This window comes from Actinomadura formosensis (assembly GCF_050948385.1).
GTDB lineage: Bacteria > Actinomycetota > Actinomycetes > Streptosporangiales > Streptosporangiaceae > Spirillospora > Spirillospora formosensis.
Window position 1 is genome coordinate 72,532 of record NZ_CP192011.1, and the last position, 22,324, is coordinate 94,855.

Below are 22,324 nucleotides of genomic sequence, written 5' to 3' on the forward strand. Positions count from 1 at the left end.
GCCTCGATCGCGTGGACGTCAGTGCGTGTGCGGCTGGTCATCGTGACCTTGCACGGGTTCTTCGGCGGGTACCCCGGCAGCGCCGGCGTGCACGGTGAACTCGGCCGTGCGGACCTTGCCGCCGTGCTTGAAGTCCAGGTACAGCCGGTACGCGCCGGAACTGGGCGCCTCGGCGAAGAACGTGATGCCGGGGCCGGGCTTCGTCTCGCCGTCGCCGGGCTCCCCGTCCGGGTGGACGTGCAGGTAGGCGAGATCGCCCTGCCGCAGCGCGACCAGGTGCCCGTACGCCTCCAGGTACGGCTCCAGGTCGGTGACCGGCCTGCCGTCCTTGCTCACCGTGAGGGTGAGTTCGGTGGACCTGCCGGGAGTGAGACCGCCGGTGAGCTCGACCTCGTACCCGTCCACCTTCGCGACCCGCTCGGGCTCCGGCAGCGGCGTGCTCCGCAGGTCGCCCGGGGCGAAGATGTCGGTGCCCAGGGTCAGCTGCCGGGGCGCGCCGTCCGGCTGGACGTCGGTGAAGAACCGGTACACGCCGGGCTCCGGCAGTTCCACCGGGACGGTCCAGACACCGCCCCCGATCTCGGTCGGGTGCAGGTGCTGGAACCCCGACAGGTCGCGCTGCGCGATGATCAGGTGGACGCGCTTGCCGTGCAGGAGCTTGAACCCGGTGACGGGCTTGCCGTCCGGCCCGTTGATGGTGAACCGGAAGTCGGTCTTCTCGCCGGGGGCCACGGTCGTGCTGCGCGGGGTCAGCGTGTAGCCGTCCTCGGACACCTGGAGACCGCCCGGGGCGTGCGGCGCCGCGGCGGCGCCCCCGCCGCTCCCGTGCCCGCCGGACCCGTGCCCGCCGCCGTCGCCCTCGTGCGACGCCATCTCCGCGGTGCCGCCGACGGGTCCCGCGGCCTTGCCGATCCCGGCGGCGCCGCCGAAGACGACGGCGAGACCGAGGGCGTACGCCCCCACCTTGGTCGCGCTGTTCATGCCGATCCACTCCACTCGTCTCCACCGGACGCACCCCGCTCGCTCGCTGGAACGGCGGGGCGCGCGCCGGTCATGCCTTCAGTTCGTATCCGGCCTCCTCGACGGCGGCCTTGACCCGGGCGTCGTCGAGGGGCGTCTCGCTGGTGACGGTGACCGCGCCGGTCGCGAGGTCGACCTCGACGCCGGTCACGCCGGCGATCTGCTCGACCTCCTCGGTGACCGAGCTCACGCAGTGACCGCAGGTCATGCCGGTGACGGTGTAGGTGGCGGTGCTCATCGGCGTCTCCTTCGCGATATTACCCCTGGGGGGTATCTGACGTTCCTCATGCTGCCATAACCGTGCCGCTGTCACAACCCCAGGGGGGTATGGGTTATTTCGAGATTCGGGTCACACGTTATCCCCAGGGTTTTCCACAGGTGCCCGCACCCCTGTGGACGACTTTCCGAGGACGGTTCGCCGATACTGAGGTCATGCCTGAGCTACCAGAGGTGGAGGCGCTCGCGGAGTTCCTGCGGGAGCGGGCGGTCGGCCATGCCGTCGCCCGCGTCGATGTTCTCGCCGTCTCCGCGCTGAAGACCTACGACCCGCCGGTGACCGCGCTCGGCGGGCTGACCGTCACCGGCGCGGCCCGGCACGGCAAGTTCCTCGACCTGGACGTCGACGGGCTGCACCTTGTGATCCACCTCGCCCGCGCCGGCTGGCTGCGCTGGCGGGACGAGATCCCGGCCAAACCCGTCCGGCCCGGAGGCAGGAACCCGCTGGCCCTGCGCGTCCACCTGGACGACGGCTCGGGCTTCGATCTCACGGAGGCCGGCACGAAGAAGGGCCTCGCGGTCTATGTCGTCCGCGACCCGTCGGACGTGCCGGGCGTCGCGTCCCTCGGCCCCGACCCGCTGGACGACGCCTTCACCGCCGCCGCGCTGGGCGGGATCGTCGCGGGCAGGCGCACGCAGATCAAGGGCCTGTTGCGCGACCAGAAGGTGATCGCCGGCATCGGCAACGCCTACTCGGACGAGGTCCTGCACGCGGCCGGGATGTCCCCCTTCAAGATCGCCGCATCGCTGACCGAGGAGGACGTCGCCGTCCTGCACGAGGCGATCGTCACCACCCTCCGGGACGCCGTGGAACGCTCGCGCGGCCTCGAAGCGCAGGACCTCAAGGGCGAGAAGAAGACCGGCCTGCGGGTGCACGGCCGAGCAGGCCAGAAATGCCCGGTCTGCGGCGACACCGTGCGCGAGGTGTCGTTCGCCGATTCGGCGTTGCAGTACTGCCCCACCTGCCAGACGGGCGGCAAGCCGCTCGCCGACCGCCGGATGTCCCGCCTGCTCAGGTGAGATCGGCCGGTGCGGATCCGCCGGTGAGCCGGAGACACCGGGCGAATGCGGCGTATCGTGTCGCGAGACATCAGCGATGATCGCCGTGCTCAGGAGCCGTCCATGGGATACCCCCCGCCCCCACCCGCCGGACCCGGTGGCCCTGGTTACGGTCCCCCGCGGCATCCGGGCTACGGCCCGCCCCCGCCCGCCGCCGTGCCCGCTCCGCCGTACGCGCCCGGACCCCCGCAGCCCGGCTACGGATACCCGCCGCGGCAGGGCGGCTACCCGCCCCAGCAGGCCGGTTACCCGCCGCAGCAGGCCGGTTATGCGCCGCCTCAGCAGGGTGGATATCCGCCGCAGCGGCAGGTGCCCCCGCAGGGCGCCCCGGATCTCTACGGTTCGCCGATCCTCGTCTACGACCAGCCCGCGCAGTTCTTCTCGACCGAGGCCAACTACACGATCTGGAGCCCGCAGGGGCAGCCCGCGGCGTACGTCCGGGAAGAGGGCGTGAGCGGCGCGAAGAAGGCGCTGCGGGTCATCAACCAGGCGAGCCAGACCAAGGCCGAGCGCAGGCTGTCGATCTTCCGTCCCGACGGCATGCCGTACTTCCTCTTCTACAAGCCGTACGGGTTCATGGGCACGCCCCGGATGCAGGTGCTCACCCCGCAGGGCGGCCTCATCGGGCACCTGCGCAAGCGGGCGATGCGCGGCTGGGAGATCCTCACCGCGCAGGAGCAGCAGATCGGCTACTACGAACTGCTGAGCGGCCGGGTCACCGACTGGCGGCAGCAGGAGATCGCCCGCATCCAGCGCGGCTTCGACGGGGTGGGCGAACTGCTGTCGCAGGTGTTCACCGGGGCCGACCGGTACGTCCTGCAGATGTACGTCCAGCCGCCGGAACCGATGCGCACTCTCATCCTGGCCTGCCCCCTGGCCTTCGACACCGCCGTCTCCCAGAACCGCAGCATCGGCGGCTGGATCTGACCGCATCCGGTGGCGGCACCGCCGGGACGTCCCCGCAGGAAACGATCAGGCCCCGGCGGGACGCCGGGGCCTGAGGGGTCGTGGGAACCGAGCCGGAACGGGGATGGCTCGTTCAGCCGGAGGTCAGCGGACCTTCGGGACGTCCCCGAAGAGCGGGGCGACCTGGCTCCAGCGGTGGAGCTGGCAGCCGTTCTTGCGGGTGAACTCGGTGTCGATCTCCTTGCCTTGCCAGGTGCCCTTCACCGTGGCGATCTCGGGACCGCCGTAGATCTGGGTGCACATCTGGCCCTTTGGGACGGGCTTGAAGGGTTCCTTGGCTTTGCTCAGGGCCGCGCATGCGTCGGCGGCTTTCGGATGGGTACCGCCAGGAGGGTCGCAGGTCAGTTTCCAGGTCTTGGCGGGGGCCTCCGGGGAGGCCCTGAGGGTGATGGTCAGCGAATCCGCCGGGGTGCCGGAGGGCTGCACGGACGTGGTGCCCGAAGGCCGGTCGGCGGGGTTTCCGTTGGCCTGTTCGTCGCCGCAGGCAGCCAGTGAGAGGAGCATGGCCAGCCCGGGCGCTGCGAATAGGAGCGTCCGATACCGCATGCGTGATTCGACGCAGGGGGGCTTCGCGCGGTTCCATGGGGGGTGTGATGATTTTCGGGGAAGACGTACCGGCCGTGGGTGCGGCCGACGTCCCGCCGGACGGCTATCTGCTGGACGTCCGGGAACAGGACGAATGGGATGCGGGCCACGCGCCCGAGGCGGTCCACATCCCCATGGGGCAGCTGGGCGACCGCGCCGGGGAGATACCGCGTGACCAGGAGGTCTTCGTGATCTGCCGGTCCGGTCAGCGGTCCGCGCAGGTGACGGTGGCGCTCAACCAGGCGGGCTGGCTGGTCAGGAACGTCGACGGCGGGATGAAGAGCTGGGCGGAGGCCGGACGGCCGATGGAGTGCGCCGGCGGCGGCCCGCCGTACGTTGCCTGATCTACTCCGTATGCCCCCTTTTAGGGGTTGACGGGCGGTTGTACGATCGGGGCGACCGATAACCGCGGGAGCTCGGGCCAGAGCCGGGCTGAGAGGGCGGCCTGCAAGGCGTCGCCGACCGCATGAACCTGTCCGGGTAATGCCGGCGTAGGGAGTGTGTGTCCCGTGACGTCCGACGTTGAAAAGCGCCCTAGCGACGAGCGGCCGAACAACGAGGTCCCCTTCACCCTCGATGAGCCCGCCCCCAGGGTCCTCGGGTTCTGGGACCAGAGTGCGTTCTGGGCCAACCTCGGTGTCAGTCTTCTGGCCTTCTCCGGTGCCTACACCGTCCTCGCGCCGGACGCCGATGGCCGGCCGACCATCTCCATCATGGCGGGCATCGTCGCGATGACCGTTGGAACGATCCTCGGCGGGCTGATGCTCGGCCTCGCCGCCGTCCCCGGCGCCCGCACCGGCCAGCCCGCGATGGTGCTGCTGCGCGGGTTGTTCGGCGCCCGGCTGTCGTACGCGCCGACGATCCTGAACATCGCGCAGCTGGTCGGCTGGGGGACGTTCGAGCTGATCGTGATCGCGGACGCGGCGCGCGAGCTGTGGGACGGCGTGCCGCGCTGGGCCTACGTGATCGCCGCCGGCGCGATCACGACCGTGCTGACGATCTGGCCGCTCGGCTCGGTGCGGCTGCTGCGCCGCTACGTGACGGTCGCCGTGGCGATCGCGCTCGTCTACTTCTACGTGGAACTCGTCCGGCAGCCGCTGCCCGACCTCACGCGGGGGTCGTGGGGCGGTTTCTGGGTCGGTGCGGACGCGGCGCTCGCGGTGTCGATCTCCTGGGTGCCGGTCGCCGCCGACTACACCCGGCATTCACGGACGGAACGGGCGGCGTTCGGTGCCGCGTCCGTCGGCTACTCGATCACCCAGATCATCGCCTACGTCCTCGGCCTGCTGGCGCTGGCGCTGGTCGCGGGCGACACCACCAGGATCTTCGACCCGTTCCTCGGCGCGACGCTCGGCGTGGTGTTCTTCGCGGTGTTCGTGCTGCGGGAGGCGGACCAGTCGTTCGCCGACACCTACTCCACCGCCGTGTCGATCCAGAACCTCTTCCCGCGCGCCGACCGCCGGGTGCTGAGCGTGGCGCTCGGCGTGGGCATCACCGTCCTCGCGCTCGTGCTGGACATCGGTGACTACGCGGGCTTCCTGCTGCTGATCGGGTCGGTGTTCGTGCCGATGCTGGGCGTCCTCGCCGCCGACTTCTTCCTCGGCCGCCGCCGCGCGCGGGAGGGCTGGGACGTCTCCCGGCGGGCGCCGTCCCGCTGGGGCATGATCGCCGCCTGGACGGCCGGGTTCGTCGTCTACCAGCTGATCAACCCGGGCACGGTGCGCCACTGGGCGGACTTCTGGCGGGACGTCCGGGACGCGCTGCACTTCGGCCCGCAGGACTGGATGAGCGCCTCGCTGCTGTCGTTCCTGGTCGCGGGGATCGCCGCGCTGCTCATCGGACGGATTACCAGGCGGTAGCCTTACCGAAAGGTAAGGTTCACGTGGCAATTTTCGATGCAAGTTACCCGGCGCCGTGCCGGTATCCGGTGGCACGATGACAGACGTGTATCAGCACGTCCATGATCCGATCGCGCGCGCCGTCATCGAGAGCGCCGCCGACGCGATCGTGGCCGTGGACCGGCGGCACCGCGTCACCGTCTGGAATCCGGCCGCCGAGCGCATGTTCGGCTGGACCGCCGAGGAGGTGATCGGCCACGTCCCCCCGATCGTCCCGGACGAGCTGAGGGCCGAGCACAACGCCGTCCAGGAACGGCTCCTCACCCGGCGCGCCGGCGACGGCGGGCAGATCTCGATCGCGACCCGCCGCTCCCACCGGGACGGCCGGCTCATCGACGTCCGCATCGACACGAGCCTGCTGAAGGACCCGGATGGGACGCTGCTCGGCTGGGTGGGCGTGTACCACCCGGTCGAGGAGGGCGAGATCGCCCAGCACCACATGACCGAGCGGGCCCGGCTCGTCCGGCGGCTGAACGACATCATCACCGACCTGAACGCCGAACTGGACCTCGCGGCCGTCCTCGACCGGATCACCGCCGCGCTGATCGAGCTGACCGGCGCGGACGCGGCCGGGTTCGTCCGGATCGAGGGCGAGCGCCTGCGGCTGGTCAGCCTGTCCGGACTGCCGGAGCGGATGCGCGGGACGTCCGCCGACCTGCGGTCGAGCCTGGTCGGGGAGCTGCTGCGGTCGGGCAAGACGGTCAAGCTCGCCACGGGCCGGCAGCGCCTCGGCGACCTGATCTGGTCGGAGCTGCCCGGCCTGCACACGATCGCGCTCGGCCTGTCCTACCTGCAGGGCCGGCCGTACGGTGCGCTGTACGCGCTCTTCTCCGGGGGCAAGGCCGGGCACACCGAGCTCGAACTGCTCGAACTGCTCGCCGGGCACGCCGGTGTCGCGGTCGGCAACGCCGTCGCGTACGCGGAGGTCGTCCGGCAGCGGGCGCACGAGCGCGCGGTGATCGACTCCAGCGCCGACGGCATCGCCGTGCTCGACCACGACCTCGTCGTCCGGCAGTGGAACCCGGCCGCGCACGCCCTCACCGGCATCCCGCCGGAGAACGCGATCGGCCGCCCGCTGCCGTTCGACATCCCGGTGCTCGGTGAGATGCTCACGTTCCGGCTGGAGTCGGGGAGGTGGCTGAACGTGCTCGCCGCCGAGATCGAGGAGACCGGCGAGCTGGTGGTGGACTTCCGCGACGTCTCCGCGGCCAAGGCGCTCGAAGAGGCCAAGGACCTGTTCCTCGCCACGACCAGCCACGAGCTGCGCACCCCCATCACGGTCGTGCAGGGTTTCGCGTCCACGCTGGTCAACCGGTGGGACGAGATGGCCGACGACGACCGGCGCGCCGCCGTCGCCACCATCGCCGAACGGGCCCAGTCCCTCGCCCGGCTCGTCGAGCACCTTCTGCTGGGCTCGCGCGCGGGCGCCGACGAGCTGCCCGTGACGATCGAGTCGTTCGATCTGCGGCGGGTTCTGGAAGGTGTCGTCGCCGGTTTCCGCTCCCTCTCCCCGCTGCACCGCGTCGAGCTGGAGATCGCGCCCGGCCTGCCGTCCTGCCGGGGGGACGCGATGGCGACCGACATCATCCTCGGGCAACTGCTGGAGAACGCGTTCAAGTACTCCCCGGACGGCGGAACGGTCAGCGTCAGCGCCCATTGCGCAGGCTCCGACATCGTCGTGTCGGTGGTGGACGAGGGGATCGGCATCCCGCTCGGCGACCATGAACGGATCTTCGAGCGGTTCGTCCAGGGCGACTCCGGGGACCGCCGGCGCTTCGGCGGCATCGGGCTCGGCCTGTACATCGTCAAACGGCTGACGGAGGCCCAGGGCGGGACAATTTCGGCGCATCCGGCCGGACGTGAGACATATCACACCAAATCTCGCAAAGCTTCTATAGACGGTGAAGTGTCGGAAATGGAACGGGCCACTGGCCGTCCGAACACTCTCCTGGAGGCGCCGCCCGGCCGCGGACCCGCAGGTGGGGCGCGTGCGGGCGAGGGAACTCGGATGCGGCTCGTGCTGCGCCGTGCCGACTGATCGCGGCGGTCACCCACCGTACGGACACTCCCTCCGGCGTGACTCGGTGCCACCCATGTGACCTGGGCGTTCAGTGATCTCGATGGGCGGCGACCTCGGCTTATGCGAGAAAGTGCGGTGACCCCGGCGTGTGACGGACGAAACGCGTGCGTGAGGAGTAAGTCCGCCGTTGGCTGGATAGATCCTTTGATGGTGGCCATTGGTGCCGAGATTCCGTTCGGGGGTGATCACCGTGACCGGACGGCCGGTGACTCGTTGTGCAGGTGGTGAACTGAATCGTTCGGGTTTCCGGGCATGGCCATCAGGGCATTTCGGTCGTACCGGAAGGGTGACGACGGGACTCGTCCGAGTAAGCGGAACCATGGGGAGGTGAGGGCGTCGAGCGTCGTACTGCTGCCACACGCACCGTCCAGCGTCGCGGTCGCCCGTAAGCGCCTCAGCTCGGAGCTGGTCGACTCGGGGGTCTACGAATCCGTCGTGAACGACGCGAGCGTCATCATCAGCGAGCTCATCAGCAACGCCCTCCGCCATGCCCGGCCGCTGCCGTCCGGCCAGGTCAAGGTCTGCTGGCTGCGCCGCGGCGACCTCCTCGAACTGGAGGTCAGCGACGGCGGCGCCATGACCGAGCCGCGCCGCGGCCCGGGCACGCTGTCCTCACTGGGCGGCCGCGGGCTCGGCATCGTCGAGACCCTGTCCGAAGGCTGGGGAGTGCGCCACGAAGACGACTCCACCACGGTCTGGGCCGTCCTGCGCGCCCCCAGGTCAGCGGGCGAGCACGGCAGGGCCGCCCCCACCGGGATGCACGCCGTCGTCCCCGACTTGGCCGACTTCCCTGACCTCCTGGACGAGCCGGACGAAGATCTGTGCAACGGAACCAGGAATGGAACCGCCTCAAGTAGGGCATATCCGGCATAAGAGGACCCCGCCTGGAAGGATCCCCGCCCAACCTGTAAGGTCCTCACAAGCTCGGGCGATGTCGTGCCCCCGTCGACACCGCCCGAGCTCTTTTTTTATTGCTTTGCTCTCGGCGTCAGGCGCTGGCGCGCCTTCCTTCAACGAGCAAAGCGGCGATCGCTGGCATCGCTCCGGCTCGCCTAGCGGCTCGCTGCGCGATCAGGTTCTCGCTTCGCTTGAACCTGCCTTCGGACGCGATCGCAACGCGGCGGGTTGTTGCGGGGCTGGGGTTAGAGACAGCGTGCCTTTCGGTTGTCGCGTGGCTTGGGGGCGGCGGCTGGGGTGGGTGCGCGTGTTTCTCGTCGCGCCGCCGTCGCCTTGGAAACCGGCGCGTTGGCTCGATCGCCGGCGCCGTACTGCTGTTCCTCATTGTGATCGGTGCGTTCGCCGCGTCCGGTATCGCGTTCATCAAGATGACCGGCGTGGGGTGGGCTGGGTGGGTTAGATGGCGTCGCGGAGTAGGGGGCAGGACATACAGCGGGGGCCGCCTCGGCCGGAGCCCAGTTCGCTGCCGCTGATGCGGATCACCTCGATGCCGGACGCCTCCAGTTGCGCGTTCGTTTCGATGTTGCGTTCGTAGGCGACGCAGAGGCGGGGGGCCACGGCGAGGGTGTTGTTGCCGTCGTCCCATTGCTCGCGCTCGGCGGTCACCGGGTCCAGGCCCGTGTCGATCACCTTGAGGCGGTCGAGGCGCATCGCCGCGGCGGCGGCTTCAAGGAACGGGCGGGGCTCGGAGACGCGCAGGTCACCGTTGGTGAGCGTGACCGTGTGGGCCATCAGGGAGTGCGCCACCGGCGGGTACATGACGACGGTGTCCACATCGACCATGGTGCAGACGGTGTCCAGGTGCATGGTCGCCCGTTCCTGGGCGATCGGGACGGCGAGGACGGTGTGCGCCAGCCCGGCGTTGATGGCCTGGCGGGCCAGGCGCTCCACGCCCGCGGGAGTGGTGCGCTCGCCGGTGCCCACCGCGATCACGCCCGGGGCCAGAAGGAGGATGTCCCCGCCCTCGACGTGCTCCAGGGACGGCGAGTACACCGGCTCCACGCCCGCGAAGCGCGGGTGGTGCGCGTAGATGAGACCGGTCAGGGCGGATTCGCGGCGCCGGGCGTCCATGGCGAGGCTCGTCACCGCGACGCGGTCGCCGATCCACGTGCTGTTGTCGCGGGTGAACAGCAGGCTGGGCAGGGGGTCGATGATGAAGTCGAGCCGGTCCATGAGCCGGTAGACCAGGCCGTGCCCCGCCTTGAGCTCCTCGTGGGCGAGGCCGGCGATCAGGGTGTGGGAGAGGTCCTCGGGGTCGAGTGCGCGCAGGTACTCCTTGACGACGCGGCGTAGCTGGTCGCCGAGGCGCAGGTCGGTGGTGGCGTCGGTGATCGCCTGCTCGCGCGCCTCCTCGTACTCCAGCGCGTCCTGGAGCAGCTCCGTCAGGTAGAGGACCTCGACGTCGCGGGAACGGAGGGCCTCCGCGAACGCGTCGTGTTCCTCCTGGGCCCGGGCGGCCCACGGGATCGCGTCGAACAGCAGCTTGTCGGTGTTGCGCGGGGTGAGCCGTTTCAGTTCCGCGCCGGGACGGTGGAGTAGGACGGTCCGCAGCCGTCCGACTTCGCTGGTGACCCGGTGCTCGTGTGCTTTCATCCCTGCCGTCACCTTCCGCAGTCTAAGCGGGCGGACCTATGCCACCATGCCCGGGTGATCATCAGGGCGCTGCCGCTTCACCTGGCGTCGGCGACGATGCTGCGGGTGTCGGCGGAGGGCGTCGCGACGGCCCTGGTCCTGACCGTCCAGGCGCGGACCGGGAACGCCGCCACCGCCGGGTACCTGCAGACCGCCATGACGCTGCCGTACGTGCTGAGCGGTCCGGTGATCGGCAACGTGCTGGACCGGGTGCGGCGTCCGCGTCGCGTCGCCGTCGCTCTTGCCGCCTGCTACGCGGTCGCGACCGGGGTGTTGCTGGCGACGGCGGGGCGGTCGCCGCTCGTGCCGGCCCTCGGGGTCGCGACCGTGATCGGGTGCACCGAGCCGATCGTGGTCGCGTTGACCAGCCTGCTGCCCCGGTTCGTCCCGGCGGGACGGCTCTCGCGTGCGTACGGCCTGGAGGCGTCCAGCTACAACCTCGCGGGCATCGCGGGACCCGGCCTGGCCGCGGCCCTCGCCGCACTGGCCGGGGGCGGGTACGCGGGGACCGCCGTGGTCGCCGTCGGGGTCGTGGGGCTGCTGACGCTGCCGCTCCTCCCCTTCCCCGGCCCCGACGCGCAGGTGGAGGCGCGCGGGCGGGCGGGCGTCGGCTCGATGATCACGGGTGGGCTGGTCGTGCTCGCCGAAGGGCGGGTGCTCCGGGCGCTGACCGCGGCGACGACGCTCGCCTGGACGGGGTTCGGCGGGATCGCGGTGACGGCGGTGCTGCTGGCCGAGCACATCGGCGCCGTACCGAGCGCGGGCGGACGGCTGCTCGTGGCGCTCGCGGCCGGGTCGCTCATCGGGTCGCTCGCGTCCAGCCGGTGGCTGACGCCGAAGCACGCCGAGCCGGTCATGCTCGCCGGTCTCGTCGCGTTCGGGGCGGCGCTCGCGGCCCTCGCCGTCACACCGTCGGTGCCGTGGGCGACCGCGGCGTTCGTCGCGGCGGGGATCGCGGAAGGGCCGGTGTTCGCGGCCACGCTGATGCTCCGGCAGCGCGAGTCGCCGCCCGACCGGCTCGGCCAGGTCAACACGACGGCGGGCAGCCTCAAGATCGGCGCGTCGGCGCTGGGGGCCGCGCTGACCGCCGCGGCGGCCGGCGCGATCGGGCCCGTCGGGCTCGTGCTGGCGATCGCCGCGTTCCAGTTCGCGGGCGCGGCCGTCGGGTGGACGCTGCTGCGCCTCCCGGCGGACGGCCCGTAAATTCCAGGGACCCGTGGCCGGACGGTCGGGTAACGGCTAATGATCCGTCCGCGACCGAGAGGCCACACCATGCCGTCGATGAGCCGGTCCTCGCCACCCCGGTCCTCGCCCGATTCCGGGGAGGACGACGCGTCCCTGATCGCCGCGTCCCGCGCCGAGCCCGAAAGGTTCGCCGAGTTGTTCCACCGGCACGCGCCGGTGATCCTGCGGTACGTGACGCGGCGCCTCGGCCGGGACGCCGCCGAGGACGTCGTCGCCGAGACCTTCCTGGTCGCCTTCGACCGGCGGTCCCGCTACGACCTGTCGCGCCCGGACGCGCGGCCCTGGCTGTACGGGATCGCGTCCAACCTGACCAGGCGGCATCGCCGTGCCGAGGTGCGGGCGCTCCGGGCGCTGGCGCGCGGCGGCGTGGACCCGGTCACCGAGCCGTTCACCGACGCGGTGGAGAGCCGCGTCCACGCCGGTGCCCGGTCCCGGGCGCTGCCCGCCGCGCAACGCGAGGTCCTGCTGCTGGTGACGTGGGCCGGACTGACCTACGACGAGGTCGCCGAGGCGCTCGGCGTCCCCGCCGGGACGGTCCGGTCCCGCATGAACAGGGTTCGCGCCAAACTCCGCCGCGCGCTCGGCGACGCCGCCTCTCCCGTCCCGACCGAGGAGCCCCAGAATGGATGAACTGAAGCTGGTGGAGCGGCTGCGCTCCGAGGTGCCCGAGGACATCGACGTGACCGGCGCCGAGCGGCAGTGGCGGCGCCGCGCGCTCGGCGGCGCCGCCCGGCGGCAGGTGCCGTGGCGGCCGATTCTGGTCTCCGGGCTCGCCACCGCGACCTGCGGCGGCGTCCTGGCCGTGGCCGTGCTGAGCGGCCGGGACACCCCGGCCCGCCCGATGGGCAACGTGGCCGCGGTCCTCACCCAGGCCGCCGACCAGACGGCGCATGACCCCACGCCGGGCCCCGGCCAGATCGTCTACCAGGAGACCGTGGACCGGCGGCGCGTCGGCGGCACCGGTCGCTGGTACCGGATCCGCACCGAGACCTGGCTGCCGGTCGAGGGCGCGGCGACCGGGCTCGTCCGGCAGCGGAACTCGATCCGGCCCGGGCCGGGCGAGCAGCTCCCGCCGGACGGCGAGATCACCCTCGGGCCCTGCCCGGCCGCGCCGCCGATCGAACGCCCCTACCTCGGCGGCCTGCCCGCCGACCCCGACGCCCTGCTCCGCCTGCTCGCCGGCGAAGGCGAGGGCCCCCGGGGCGAGCGGATGTGGAGCGCGGCGTCCGACCTCATCGACCGTCCCGCGCCGCCGCGGGTGCGCGCGGCCCTGTACCGCGCGATCGCCGAAATCCCCGGTGTCCGGCTGCGCACCGACGCCGTGGACGCCGCCGGCCGGCCCGGCGTCGCGATCACCCGCACCCAGGACGGCGTCCGCGACGAACTGATCTTCGACCGTACGACCCACCGCTTCCTCGGCACCCGCACGGTCATCACCGAAAGCGGCAACCCCCTGGGCGCCCCGGGCACCGTCACGGCCTCCAGCGCCCTGCTGCGAACCGCGATCGTCGACCACGCGCCCACACCGGGGCCGAACGCGGAGCCCGGCAACTGCTGACCCCCCGGAAGCGGTGACCGGCCGCCCCGGTCACCGCTTCACCGGGCGGAAAAACCGGTCGACTCCGGCCCGTCCAGGCCGTAATGTCCGTGGCATGTTCTTCGCAGCCGGCGCCCGGACGCTCGCAGGCATCGACCTGCTGAGCGCGGTGCCGGCTGCCTTCTCGGCATCCGACGGCGACCGAGGCTGACCCCTCTCCGTCCCGCCTCCGGAGAACCAGCGGAGGGGGGTGGTTCCAGGTATGCGCGTACGCGCACGGGTTCTCACCGGATCCATCAGTGAGGACGAGACCAATGGCCAAGCGGTTTTACGAGCGCGACAAGCCCCACGTCAACATCGGGACGATGGGGCACGTCGACCACGGCAAGACGACGCTGACCGCGGCGATCACGAAGGTGCTCGCCGAGCGCGGGCTGGCGTCCGCGGTACCGTTCGAGCGCATCGACCGGGCCCCCGAGGAGCGCGACCGGGGCATCACGATCAACGTCGCGCACGTCCAGTACGCGACCGCGACCAGGCATTACGCCCACGTCGACATGCCAGGGCACGCCGACTACGTGAAGAACATGATCTCCGGGGCGGCGCAGGTGGACGGGGCCGTCCTCGTGGTCTCCGCGCAGGACGGGGCGATGCCGCAGACGCGCGAGCACATCGTGCTCGCGCGGCAGGTCGGGGTCGAGCACATCGTGGTGGCGCTGAACAAGGCCGACACGGTCGAGGACACCGAGCTTCTCGACCTGGTCGAGCTGGAGATCAGGGACCTGCTCTCGGAGTACGGGTTCCCCGGCGACGAGGTGCCGATCGTGCGGGTGTCCGGGCTGCGGGCGCTGGAGGGCGACCCGTACTGGACGGCCCGCATCGTCGACCTGCTCGACGCGATCGACGCGTACGTGCCGGTGCCGCGGCGGGTCCTCGACGAGCCGTTCCTCATGCCGGTCGAGAGCGTCCTCACGATCACCGGGCGCGGCACCGTCGTGACCGGGGTCGTGGCGCGGGGCTCGGTCCGGGTCGGGGACGCCGTCGAGGTCGTCGGGCTCGGCGAGACGTTCGGCACCGTCGCGACGGGGCTGGAGACGTTCGGGCAGACGATGGACCACGCGCAGGCCGGCGACAACACCGCCATGCTGCTGCGCGGCGTCAAGCGGGACCAGGTCCGGCGCGGGCAGGTGATCAGCGTGCCGGGTGCGATCCGGCCGCACCTGCGGTTCCGGGCGCGGGTCCGGGTGCTGACCGCTGCCGAGGGGGGACGGACCAGGCCGTTCTTCCACGGGTACCGGCCGCAGTTCCACTTCCGCACGACGGACGTGGTCGGCGGCGTCGACCTCGGCGAGGGCGGCATGGCGCTGCCCGGTGACACCGTCGAGATGGCCGTCGAACTGGGCCGGCCGGTCGCGATGACCGAGGGGCTCGGGTTCGCGATCCGCGAGGGCGGCCGGACGGTCGGCGCCGGCACGGTCACCGCGCTGCTCGACTAGCGGCGAGGGGCCCGGCGGGGGCATCCGCCGGGCCCCTCTAGTCTTGCGTGGGGTCGAATCCGTCCGTCGGGTGACCGAGTGGTCGCGAATCGCTGGCGGATGCGATCTTGATGTGGTGAGATTTCGACATCATCCCCGCAGACAGCCCCAATAATGGAGAACGTGTGCGATCCCCCCGCGCCCTGATCCCTCTGCTCTCGGTCGGCGCCGCCGCCGCGGTCGTCACCGCGGCCGCCACCGGCGCCAGCATCGAGGGCCTGCCGGGCGGCGGAGGCCCCGCCCACGCCGACGGAGCCGCGGAACGCCCCGCCGCCGTGACGGTCAACGCGCTGACGTGGAACGTCTGCGGCGGCCCCGAATGCCCGTCCGGCGCCGCGCCGGAGCGGCTCACCAAGCAGATCACCGCGCGGATGCAGGCCACCGAGGTCGGGGGACGCAAGGTCAGGCCGAACGCCGTCCTCCTCCAGGAGGTCTGCGAGGGGCACGTGCGCGCCTTCAAGAAGACCTTCGCCAAGTGGACGTGGGCGTTCGCCCCGGCGACCGGCGACTGCGCGCGGGGCCAGGGCAAGATCGGGGTCGCGATCGGCGCCGACGCTCCGCTCACCGAGCCCCGCCAGGCCAAGCTCCCCGCCCCCGCCGGCCGGACCCGCACCGCCCTGTGCGGTGAGGTCCCGTCCTGGACGACCCGGGTGTGCGTCACGCAGCTCAGCACGTCCGAGGACGGTACGTGGCGGACCAAGGAGGCCCGCGCCCTCGCCACTCTCGCCGGCCACGGCCGCGTCCTCCTCGGCGGCGACTTCGCCGACAACCCGGACAGCCCCGCGCTCGACCCGCTGTACCACGCGTACGCCGAATGCGACCAGACCGGTACGTCCCGGACCGGCGCGATGACCCAGCAGAACTGGCAGGGGACCGCCGTCCAGAAGACCGACTACCTCTTCATCACCAAGTCGGCCGCCGTCTCCTGCAGCGTCCCCCCCACCCGCACGAAGACGTCGGACCACCGCCCGATGTCAGCGGTGATCCACTTCCGCTGACAACCCCACCGGACCCGAGGCCACAAGCCCCGGCCCCGGCGGGTTCGAACCCCAGCCATCAACGACCTCAGCGTTGGATCGCGCAGCGAGCCGGAGCGATGCCACCGATCGCCGCAGTGCCCGTTACAGGAAGGCGTGCCAGCGCCTGACGCCGAGAGCAACGCAATACACAGCGGGCGTGACCACATCAGCCCCCGCCGCCAGCCATACGACAACCGAAAGGCACGCTGTCTTTAAGCTCAGCCCGCAACAACCCGCCGCGTTGCGATCGCGTCCGAAGGCGGTTTCGAGCCTGCGAGAAACCGATCGCGCAGCGAGCCGCCAGGCGAGCCGGAGCGATGCCAGCGATCGCCGCTTTGCTCGTTGAAGGAGGGCCGCCAGGCCCGACGCCGAGAGCAAAGCAATAAATTCAGCTCACTGCCCTGTCTTCGCCTTGCCAGTAGGGGGCGCGGAGTTCGCGTTTGAGGATTTTGCCGGTGGGGTTGCGCGGGATCTGGTCGCGGCGTTCGACGGAGCTGGGGCACTTGAAGTGGGCCAGGTGCTCCCGGCAGTAGTCGATGATTTCCTGCTCGGGGACGTCCGATGAGAGCACGACCAGGGCCTTGGGCGTTTCGCCCCACCGCTCGGACGGCACGCCGATGACCGCGCAGTCGGACACGGCCGGGTGGCTCATCAGGACGTTCTCCACCTCGGCCGGGTAGATGTTCTCCCCGCCCGAGATGATCATGTCTTTGACCCGGTCGTGGATGTAGAGGTAGCCGTCCTCGTCGAGGTAGCCGGCGTCGCCGGTGCGGAACCAGTTGTCCGCGGAGAGCGCGGTGGCGGTCGCGTCCGGCATCCCCCAGTACCCCTTCATGTTCTGCGGGGTCCGGCAGAGGATCTCGCCGACCTGGCCCGGCGGCGCCTCCTCCTGGGTGGCCGGGTCGACGATCTTGAGGGTGGTGTTGGTGTTGGGGAGGCCGGCGCTGCGCAGCCGGTGCGTGTTCGGGCCGTCCGGGTCGTGGTCGGCGGCGGGCAGCATCGTGATCGCGCCGGTGACCTCCGTCAGGCCGTAGACCTGCATGAAGTCGGCGTCCGGCAGCATCCGCATGGCGCCGCGCAGCACGTCCTCGCTGATCGGGGACGCGCCGTACAGGACGAGTTTCAGGCTGGACAGGTCGCAGGCGGCGACCTCCGGGATCAGCTGCATGAACTGGAGCAGGACCGGGACGAGGAAGATGTGCGTGACGCGGTGCCGCTCGATGCCCTGGGCGATCGCGGTCGGGTCGGGTTCACGCGCGATGACGCCCGGGATGCCGTTGTAGATGGCGGACACGGTGAGGACGTTGCCCGCGACGTGGTACATCGGCATCGCGACCATCAGCACCGACGACTCGTCGATGTCCCATTCGCCGGTGGTCACGGCCAGGGCGGCGAGGAAGTTGTCGTGCGTCAGCATGACGCCCTTGGGCAGGCCCGTCGTGCCGGACGAGTAGAGCTGCACGAACACGTCCGACGTGTCGGGCGTGTGGCCGGGCCGGGTGTCGGACGCCCCCTCGACCCAGGTGGCGTAGTCCTCGTAGTTGTGGCCGGAGCCGCCGATGACCACCGTGTGGGTGGTGTGTTCGAGCTTGTCGGCGATCGCGTCCAGGACGGGGAGGAACTCGGGGCCGACGATGAAGACCTTCGCCTGCGCGTTGTTGACGATGTAGGCGACCTCGTCGGGCGCCAGCCGGTAGTTCACCGGGACCTGGACGGCGCCGATCCGGGCCGCGCCGAACATCTGCTCGGCGTATTCGAGGGAGTTCTTGTCGAGGATCGCGACCCGGTCGCCCGGTCCGACGCCCGCGGCCGCCAGCGCGTTCGCGACCCGGTCGGCGCGCCGGTCGAAGTCACGGAAGGTGATCTCGGTGTCGCCCGCGAGGTACGCGGTCTGGTCGGGATGTGAGCGGGCGCGGTCGCGCAGCACCTCTGTCAGAACCGGCACGGTGTGTCCCCTTCGACGATGACCGCCTGGTTATCCCGGCATCATGCGGTCACCGGCGGTGCTCCGGCAAGGGAATCGCCCCAGTTATCGGTGGCTTTTGGACATCTTGGACACGGCGGTCACGACGAGTACCACGATGACGGCGACGAGTCCGATGAAGAAGAAGAACTTCAGCATCGAGACGAGGGCGCCGATGAGCGTCATCGCCAGCCATACCGCCAGTACCACGCCGATGATGGTCAGGATCGTCTTACCCATGTCTCCACCGTATGCGCGGGCCAGGTCAAAGGGCATCACCCTTGGGGACGAGCCTGGACCTGCTCAACCCCCGACGTTCGGCGGAGCCCCACCCTGAGGGCTCTCAGGGGGCATCCCCGGGTACGGCGGCGGGTACGGCGACGGCTGATACGGGGGCTCCCCGGGGAGCGGTCGGCCCGGGCTCGGCGGTGGCAGCGGCTGGCCTGGGGCGGGCCGGTAAGGCGCGCCGTGACCGCCCGGCGGCGGGAAGGGCGGGCCGGACGGCCGCGGGGGCGCGAGGCCGCCCGCGACCATCGCGACGCGCAGCCCGCCGATGACCCCGGCCGTCAGCGGCGCTATCAGGTCCCAGGTGTTGAAGTGCGGCTTCAGCACCTCGATGACGTACGCGCTCGGCGCCGATCCGTGCGTGAAGGTGTACAGCAGGTCGCCGGCCCGGTTCCCCACGTACAGCGCGACCAGAGCGGAGATCGCCGCGACGATGGGCGCGACCGGTCCGCGCGGGCGGGTGAGCATGATCCCGATCGCGGTGAGGAAGCCGACGACGACGCACATCAGCGCGTAGTACCCCATCGAACGCCGGAAGTCCGCCAGCACGTCCGTCTGGTACATGCCGATGAACATCATGATCGCGTCGGCGGCGGTGGCGATCGCGCCGCCGACGAGGATGAGGGCGATGATCCCGGCGACGGGGGTCGCGGTACGGGGCTGGGCCATCCGGCCATTAAAGCGGTGATCATCCGGTTACGCAGGTCGCCCAGGTCATGAGCCCGCCGTGATCGATTCCTTACGGGGTGGTGACGGGACGAGCGGCGGCGGCACGGGCGGCCTAACGTGAGGGGGGTGAACTCGGTGACCCCCGCCGGACGCGTCCTGGTGGTCGATGACGATCCGACCGTGGCCGAGGTCGTCGCCCGCTACCTGGCCCGCGACGGGCACGAGGTGGTCTGCGTGGCGGACGGCCGGGCCGCGCTGCGCAGGGCGCTCGACCATCCGCCGGACCTCGTCGTCCTCGACCTGATGCTGCCCGGCATGGACGGCCTGGAGGTGTGCCGGCGGCTCCGCGAGACCTCGGCCGTCCCGATCGTGATGCTGACGGCGCTCGGCGCGGAGACCGACCGGCTCGCCGGGCTGGAGACCGGCGCCGACGACTATGTGACCAAGCCGTTCAGCCCGCGCGAACTGGCGCTGCGCGTCCGGTCGGTGCTGCGCCGGGCCCGCGGCGCGGTGGTTCCGGCCGGGCCGTCCGGGCCGCTGCGCGACGGTGATCTCGTCGTGGACGTCAGCGCCCACGAGGCGGGCCTGCGCGGCGAACGGCTCGCGCTCACCTCCCGCGAGTTCGACCTGCTGGCCTTCCTGCTCCGCCACCCCCGGCAGGCGTTCACCCGTGACGAGCTGCTCGAACGCGTCTGGGAGTGGACGTTCGGCGACTCCTCCACGGTGACCGTCCACGTCCGGCGGCTGCGCGAGAAGATCGAGGACGACCCGACGACCCCGCGCCGCATCGTCACCGTCTGGGGCGTCGGCTACCGCTACGAGCCGGTGGGGAACGACCGGTGATCCCCTTCGAGGATCTCCTCTGGGTCGTCTTCTACGCCGCGCTCGCCGCGTTCGTCGTCGCGGTGGTCGCGCTCGGCGCCCTCTACGGGCTGCGCGGACGGTCGGTCGCCACCCAGCTGATCGTCGTGGGCGCGGCGACGGTGCTGGCGACGATCTCCGGCATCCTCGTGATCTCGTTCATGATGCTGCTGAACGACCATGACCGGTCGGTCGTCCTCGCGGTGGTGACGTCCGCCGGCCTGGTCGCGATGGCGGTGTCGGTGCTGCTCGGACGGCGGCTGGTCGCCGCCAACAGAACACTCGTGGAGGCCGTCCGTGCGGACCGTTTCCGTCCACCGCCGGTGCGCCTCCCCGCGGAGCTGGCCGAGCTGTCCCGCGAGCTGGAGGCCGCCTATGACCGGCTGGCCGCGTCCCACGCGCGGGAGCAGGCCCTCGAAACGAGCCGCCGGGAGCTGGTCGCCTGGGTGAGCCACGACCTGCGCACCCCGCTGGCGGGCCTGCGTGCTATGGCCGAGGCCCTGGAGGACGAGGTCGTCGCCGACCAGCGCACCGTCCAGCGTTACCACGGCCGTATCCGCGTCGAGGTCGAGCGGCTCACGGAGATGGTGGACGACCTGTTCGAGCTGTCCCGCATCCACGCGGGGGCGCTGCGCCTGTCCCGCGAACGCGTCGGTCTCGCCGACCTGGTCGCGGAGGCGGTCGCGGGCGCCGAAGTGCTGGCCCGCGCCAAGGGCGTGCGGCTGCGCGGCGACGTGCGCGAGGGCCTGGCCGTCCAGGTCGACGCGGGTGAACTCGGCCGCGCGCTCCGCAACCTCGTCGTCAACGCGATCAGGCACACCCCGAGCGACGGCACCGTCGAGATCATCGGCGGGATCCGGGGCGGGCGGGCGCGGGTGACCGTCGCCGACGCGTGCGGCGGCATCCCCGAGGACGACCTGCCGCGCGTGTTCGACGTCGCGTTCCGCGGCGAGACGGCCCGCACCCCGGGCGGCGGCGCGGGCCTCGGCCTCGCCATCGCACGCGGCATCGTGGAGGCGCACGCGGGCGAGATCGGTGTCGCGAACGACGGGCCCGGATGCCGTTTCGAGGTGTGTCTCCCGCTCACCGTCTAGGTTCGGCGGACGCGATGACCCCCTCCCGGAAAACGGACATCACCGTCCGTAGTTATCAAAGCGTGCAGGGCCGGAAGGGCGGTGACACGCCTGGAAACGCCCACGCCACGTGGGACTTGGTGAACGGTCTGGCCCCTGCGCCGTTCGCGAGATAGTGTGCCGGACGTGGAGCTAAATGTCTCGACCACGTCTCAGGGGGGTCACGCCGTCGTCACGGCGACCGGCGAACTGGACCTGTACACCGCACCCAGACTGCAGGCGGCCCTCGCGGGGCTGCTCCGCGAGCAGGTCACCCGCATCGTGGTCGACCTGAGCGGCGTCGAGTTCTGCGACTCGACGGGCATGAACGTGTTGCTGTCGGCGATGAAGCGGCTCAAGGAGCAGGGCGGCTCGCTGGAACTCGCCGCCCCGCGCCCGGCCGTGCAGCGGATTCTGCAGGTCACCGGGCTCGACACCGTGTTCACCGTGCGGGAGGCGGCACCGGTCCAGGACGCCGGCTGAACCGTCCGGCGACCGGATCCCGCGGCCCGGACGGCGGCCCCCGCGGGGAAACTCCCGGGGACCGCCGCGTCAACATGTGAGTAATGGTTCGCCGTGGCATACCGCGCCGGGCGGCCGTCCGCGGCTACCATCGCGGATATGCAGGACCTAGCGGTGATCATCCCGGCCAAGGACGAAGCCGACCGCATCGCGGCCACGGTCAAGGCCGCGCAGGAGCTTCCCGGCGCCGGCCTGGTCGTGGTGGTCGACGACGGCTCGTCCGACGGCACCGGACGGGCGGCCCGCGACGCCGGGGCGCGGGTCGTGCGGCACAGCCGCAACCGCGGCAAGGGCGCCGCGATGGAGACCGGCGCCGAGGCCGTCCGGCTGCTGGACGACGACCGCGACCAGCCCCGCCACCTGCTCTTCCTCGACGCCGATCTCGCCGAGACCGCGCGGGAGGCCGCGCCGCTCGTCGAGCCCGTCCGGGCCGGTGACGCCGACATGACGATCGCGGTGTTCACCACGACGGTGAAGCTCGGCGGGCACGGGTTCGTCGTCCGGCTGTCGCGCGAGGGCATCCGCCGCGCCACCGGCTGGGAGCCGGCCGCCCCGCTCAACGGGCAGCGCTGCCTGACCCGGGCCGCGTTCGACGCGGCGCTGCCGCTCGCCGCCGGGTTCGGCGTGGAGACGGCCCTCACCATCGACCTGCTGCGCCAGGGCTTCCGCGTGCGGGAGGTGGAGGTGCCGCTCGCGCACCGCGCCACCGGCACCGACTGGCGCGCCCAGCTGCACCGCGGCCGGCAGTTCCGGGACGTGGCGAGAGCGCTCGCCGTCCGCGAACCGGCGGTGGCCCGGCGGCTCGGCCGGGTGCGCGGCAGCCGCCCGTGACCCGTCTCGGGACGGGCGGGCTGTGGGGCGTCGGGGCCGGCATCGCCTGCTTCCTCGGCACCGCCCTGCTGGGCCCGTCGGTGTTCGAGCCGGATCTTGGGGGCGGGCGCGGCCGGCCGCCGTACTCGCTGACCGTCCATCCGTCGCCGTACCTGGTGATCGGGCTGGTCGTCGCGGGTGTCGTCGCGAGCACGGCGGGGCTCGCGCTGTGCTTTGCCGCCGTCCGGAAGGGGTGGCGTGTCCGGGCGCTGCCGCTGGTCGTCGCCGGGCTG

22 protein-coding genes and 1 riboswitch are annotated in these 22,324 nt (G+C 71.6%); of the genes, 15 read left to right on the forward strand and 7 right to left on the reverse strand.

Going from position 1 to position 22,324, the window contains the following annotated elements; translation table 11 throughout:
• Positions 1–18 precede the first annotated feature (18 nt).
• Positions 19–981 carry a hypothetical protein gene (locus tag ACQP1N_RS00350; RefSeq protein WP_433228475.1) on the reverse strand — a complete coding sequence of 321 codons (963 nt, stop codon included), beginning with the start codon at positions 979–981 and terminating at the stop codon, positions 19–21.
• A gap of 70 nt (positions 982–1,051) precedes the next feature.
• Positions 1,052–1,258, reverse strand: coding sequence for a heavy-metal-associated domain-containing protein (locus ACQP1N_RS00355; RefSeq protein WP_067799542.1), 207 nt, complete (start codon positions 1,256–1,258; stop codon positions 1,052–1,054).
• Between the two features lie 194 nt (positions 1,259–1,452).
• On the opposite strand from ACQP1N_RS00355, the gene ACQP1N_RS00360 reads away from it, so the two are divergent.
• Positions 1,453–2,316 (forward strand): Fpg/Nei family DNA glycosylase, encoded by an 864-nt coding sequence (locus tag ACQP1N_RS00360; protein ID WP_433228476.1) that lies wholly within the window; start codon positions 1,453–1,455, stop codon positions 2,314–2,316.
• A 102-nt stretch (positions 2,317–2,418) separates the two neighbouring features.
• On the forward strand, positions 2,419–3,282 hold the full coding sequence (locus ACQP1N_RS00365) for a hypothetical protein (protein ID WP_433228477.1): 864 nt from the start codon (positions 2,419–2,421) through the stop codon (positions 3,280–3,282).
• A gap of 123 nt (positions 3,283–3,405) precedes the next feature.
• Here the strand turns inward: ACQP1N_RS00365 and ACQP1N_RS00370 are convergent, their stop codons facing one another.
• Positions 3,406–3,825, reverse strand: coding sequence for an SSI family serine proteinase inhibitor (locus ACQP1N_RS00370; RefSeq protein ID WP_242608560.1), 420 nt, complete (start codon positions 3,823–3,825; stop codon positions 3,406–3,408).
• A gap of 92 nt (positions 3,826–3,917) precedes the next feature.
• Between ACQP1N_RS00370 and ACQP1N_RS00375 the strand changes: the two genes are divergently transcribed.
• The 4 genes from ACQP1N_RS00375 (at position 3,918) to ACQP1N_RS00390 (ending at position 8,757) form a co-directional block, all read left to right on the forward strand.
• Complete coding sequence (locus ACQP1N_RS00375; RefSeq protein WP_067799567.1) at positions 3,918–4,250, forward strand: rhodanese-like domain-containing protein; 333 nt, start codon at positions 3,918–3,920, stop codon at positions 4,248–4,250.
• Between the two features lie 54 nt (positions 4,251–4,304).
• Positions 4,305–4,421: riboswitch (TPP riboswitch) on the forward strand.
• Positions 4,416–5,765, forward strand: a complete 1,350-nt coding sequence (locus tag ACQP1N_RS00380) for a purine-cytosine permease family protein (RefSeq protein WP_067799555.1) — start codon at positions 4,416–4,418, stop codon at positions 5,763–5,765. (Overlaps the previous riboswitch by 6 nt.)
• 76 nt (positions 5,766–5,841) lie before the next feature.
• Positions 5,842–7,842, forward strand: coding sequence for a sensor histidine kinase (locus ACQP1N_RS00385; RefSeq protein ID WP_084263018.1), 2,001 nt, complete (start codon positions 5,842–5,844; stop codon positions 7,840–7,842).
• Positions 7,843–8,211: 369 nt separating this feature from the next.
• Entirely contained in the window at positions 8,212–8,757 is a 546-nt protein-coding gene (locus ACQP1N_RS00390; RefSeq protein ID WP_131732289.1) for an ATP-binding protein, read from the forward strand.
• 480 nt (positions 8,758–9,237) lie between these two features.
• Here the strand turns inward: ACQP1N_RS00390 and ACQP1N_RS00395 are convergent, their stop codons facing one another.
• Positions 9,238–10,434, reverse strand: a complete 1,197-nt coding sequence (locus ACQP1N_RS00395) for an arginine deiminase (RefSeq protein ID WP_067802826.1) — start codon at positions 10,432–10,434, stop codon at positions 9,238–9,240.
• Positions 10,435–10,488: 54 nt separating this feature from the next.
• On the opposite strand from ACQP1N_RS00395, the gene ACQP1N_RS00400 reads away from it, so the two are divergent.
• The 5 genes from ACQP1N_RS00400 to ACQP1N_RS00420 all read left to right on the forward strand — a co-directional run bounded on the left by ACQP1N_RS00400 (position 10,489) and on the right by ACQP1N_RS00420 (position 15,788).
• On the forward strand, positions 10,489–11,676 hold the full coding sequence (locus tag ACQP1N_RS00400; RefSeq protein ID WP_433228481.1) for an MFS transporter: 1,188 nt from the start codon (positions 10,489–10,491) through the stop codon (positions 11,674–11,676).
• Positions 11,677–11,754: 78 nt separating this feature from the next.
• Positions 11,755–12,348, forward strand: coding sequence for an RNA polymerase sigma factor (locus tag ACQP1N_RS00405; RefSeq protein WP_306303179.1), 594 nt, complete (start codon positions 11,755–11,757; stop codon positions 12,346–12,348).
• Entirely contained in the window at positions 12,341–13,276 is a 936-nt protein-coding gene (locus ACQP1N_RS00410) for a CU044_5270 family protein (RefSeq protein ID WP_433228483.1), read from the forward strand. Before ACQP1N_RS00405 ends, ACQP1N_RS00410 begins: the two co-directional genes overlap by 8 nt.
• Before the next feature lie 293 nt (positions 13,277–13,569).
• Positions 13,570–14,751, forward strand: a complete 1,182-nt coding sequence (gene tuf, locus ACQP1N_RS00415; RefSeq protein ID WP_433228484.1) for an elongation factor Tu — start codon at positions 13,570–13,572, stop codon at positions 14,749–14,751.
• Between the two features lie 164 nt (positions 14,752–14,915).
• On the forward strand, positions 14,916–15,788 hold the full coding sequence (locus ACQP1N_RS00420) for an endonuclease/exonuclease/phosphatase family protein (protein WP_067802843.1): 873 nt from the start codon (positions 14,916–14,918) through the stop codon (positions 15,786–15,788).
• 409 nt (positions 15,789–16,197) lie between these two features.
• Here the strand turns inward: ACQP1N_RS00420 and ACQP1N_RS00425 are convergent, their stop codons facing one another.
• The 3 genes from ACQP1N_RS00425 to ACQP1N_RS00435 form a co-directional block, all read right to left on the reverse strand.
• The gene (locus tag ACQP1N_RS00425; RefSeq protein ID WP_433228487.1) at positions 16,198–17,754 is read right to left on the reverse strand and encodes a long-chain-fatty-acid--CoA ligase; all 1,557 of its coding nucleotides are present in this window, start codon (positions 17,752–17,754) and stop codon (positions 16,198–16,200) included.
• Positions 17,755–17,838: 84 nt separating this feature from the next.
• A complete protein-coding gene (locus tag ACQP1N_RS00430; protein WP_165488296.1) occupies positions 17,839–18,012 on the reverse strand; it encodes a hypothetical protein in 174 nt (57 codons plus the stop codon).
• 63 nt (positions 18,013–18,075) lie between these two features.
• On the reverse strand, positions 18,076–18,726 hold the full coding sequence (locus tag ACQP1N_RS00435) for a hypothetical protein (protein ID WP_084263229.1): 651 nt from the start codon (positions 18,724–18,726) through the stop codon (positions 18,076–18,078).
• Positions 18,727–18,852: 126 nt separating this feature from the next.
• Between ACQP1N_RS00435 and ACQP1N_RS00440 the strand changes: the two genes are divergently transcribed.
• The 4 genes from ACQP1N_RS00440 (at position 18,853) to ACQP1N_RS00455 (ending at position 22,052) form a co-directional block, all read left to right on the forward strand.
• The gene (locus ACQP1N_RS00440) at positions 18,853–19,569 is read left to right on the forward strand and encodes a response regulator transcription factor (RefSeq protein WP_067802850.1); all 717 of its coding nucleotides are present in this window, start codon (positions 18,853–18,855) and stop codon (positions 19,567–19,569) included.
• Complete coding sequence (locus ACQP1N_RS00445) at positions 19,566–20,681, forward strand: sensor histidine kinase (RefSeq protein WP_433228489.1); 1,116 nt, start codon at positions 19,566–19,568, stop codon at positions 20,679–20,681. The genes ACQP1N_RS00440 and ACQP1N_RS00445 overlap by 4 nt, the downstream gene beginning before the upstream one ends.
• 165 nt (positions 20,682–20,846) lie before the next feature.
• On the forward strand, positions 20,847–21,182 hold the full coding sequence (locus tag ACQP1N_RS00450) for an STAS domain-containing protein (protein ID WP_433228490.1): 336 nt from the start codon (positions 20,847–20,849) through the stop codon (positions 21,180–21,182).
• 138 nt (positions 21,183–21,320) lie between these two features.
• Positions 21,321–22,052, forward strand: coding sequence for a glycosyltransferase family 2 protein (locus ACQP1N_RS00455; protein WP_067802855.1), 732 nt, complete (start codon positions 21,321–21,323; stop codon positions 22,050–22,052).
• Positions 22,053–22,324 lie beyond the last annotated feature (272 nt).